At 38.4% G+C, this 1,871-nt stretch carries 2 pseudogenes; one reads left to right on the forward strand and one right to left on the reverse strand.

Annotation, left to right across the window (positions count from 1 at the left end):
- Nucleotides 1-265: pseudogene (locus BN1206_RS05080) on the reverse strand (hypothetical protein); the annotation flags it as partial.
- A gap of 144 nt (nucleotides 266-409) precedes the next feature.
- Here BN1206_RS05080 and BN1206_RS05085 point away from each other — a divergent pair.
- Nucleotides 410-1,871 (forward strand): annotated as a pseudogene (locus tag BN1206_RS05085) (excinuclease ABC subunit UvrA); the annotation flags it as partial.

Below are 1,871 nucleotides of genomic sequence, written 5' to 3' on the forward strand. Positions count from 1 at the left end.
CTGGAACTTGTACAGCTTGGAATCTACGTGATAATGCTGGGTCTTTTTCAATTCTTTGGAATTCGCTTGTAGTAGTAGCACCGATTAACTTCAAGTCACCGCTTGCAAGAGCTGGCTTCAAGATGTTGATTAAATCTTGAATCTTAGCGAATTTTTCATCACCAATTAGTTGGCGGGTGGATTCGTTAAGTAAGTTGGTCAAGATTTTTACTTCTTCAGCGACAACAGCTTGATCGCCGCTGTTTTCTAATTTTGTAAAAGTCATAGGATCTTCCTTTCGTAATTTGTTTAAATCCACGATACCAAAAGTTAATAGAAAAATAAATGAAAAGGTAGTGCTATTTATACTAATTTATAAAAGAAATTCTATAATTAATTATGTTGAAAATAAAAACGAGAGGAAGAGATTATGGCGTTACCAACAAAAATTGAAGTACGTGGTGCAAAAGTCCACAACTTAAAGAATATAGATGTCGATATTCCTTTGCACAAATTCGTCGCTATTTCAGGTTTATCCGGTTCAGGTAAATCTAGCTTAGCAATGGGTATTCTTTATGAAGAGGGTTCCCGTCGCTACCTCGATGCTTTATCTACTTATATGCGTCGTCGAATTAAACAGGGCACACAAGCAGACGTAACAAGTGTAAAACATATTCCATCAGCTTTAGCCCTGCGTCAACGTCCAAGTGTTCCAAATGAACGAGCCACTGTCGGAACTACAACTGAAACTTTCAATGTTCTTCGTTTAATTTTTTCAAGATTAGGTTCACCAGTTTGTCCTAATGGCCACAGGGTTACTTCAAGTTTAGAAATCGCAGAAGCAGCAGCGAAATTTGGTGCCGAAATGGGTATGATTACTTGTCCAACCTGTGGTGTTAAGTTTCGCATGTTCAGTGCCGAGGATTTTGCCTTTAATTCAGATGGTGCCTGCAAAAACTGCGGTGGTACTGGTAAAGTTCGCCAACTTGATGAAAATAAATTAATCGCCGATGAGAATCTTTCTATTGAGGACGGAGCAGTAGCTTCATGGAATCTGCCAGGTAGAAACTTCATGCCAAATGTGGCACAACACGCTGGCGTCAGAATTGATATTCCCTTTAAAGATCTAACCGATAAGGAAAAAGATTTCGTCTTAAATGGTCCAGAGAAGAAATACAAGATGGACTTAATATCCAGTAATGGTCGTGTTTTCCATAATTTTAATGTCCTTTATGAAAATGCTACTCAAGCAGTTTTACGATCTGCTAAAAGTAGTAAGAGCGAACGTGCACAGAAACGGATCGCTGAATTCTTTACTTATTCAACTTGTCCAGTTTGTCATGGTACACGCCTTCGTCCTGAGCTTTTAAAACAACTGGTTAATGGCAAAAACATTTATCAAGTAGAGCAAATGCAGCTAGGTGATTTACCTAAATGGAGTAAAGAAGTATTAGCTCAATTGCCAGACGATATGCAGAAGATGGCCAGTTCTTTGATCAATGAATTTACAAATAATTTGCAACCATTGCTAGATCTAGGTCTTGATTATTTGACTATGGCCAGAGCAGGTAATACTTTGTCAACGGGTGAATTGCAAAGAATTCAATTAGCTAGAACTCTCAGAACTGAAACTACTGGTGTACTTTATGTTTTAGATGAGCCATCAATTGGTTTACACCCAGCCAACGTTGATGGTTTGATTAAAGTTTTGCGTAAATTAGTCGATCAAGGAAACTCATTAGTCGTAGTGGACCACAATGTCGACATCATTAGTGCTGCTGATGAAATTATCGAAATTGGTCCAGGATCTGGTGAGCAAGGTGGGGAAATTTGGGATCAAGGCAGTCCTGTCGAGATTAAAAATGATCCGCAATCATTAATTGCACCATATT

It is taken from the genome of Lactobacillus sp. OTU4228, from assembly GCF_001006945.1.
Lineage (GTDB): Bacteria > Bacillota > Bacilli > Lactobacillales > Lactobacillaceae > Lactobacillus > Lactobacillus amylovorus.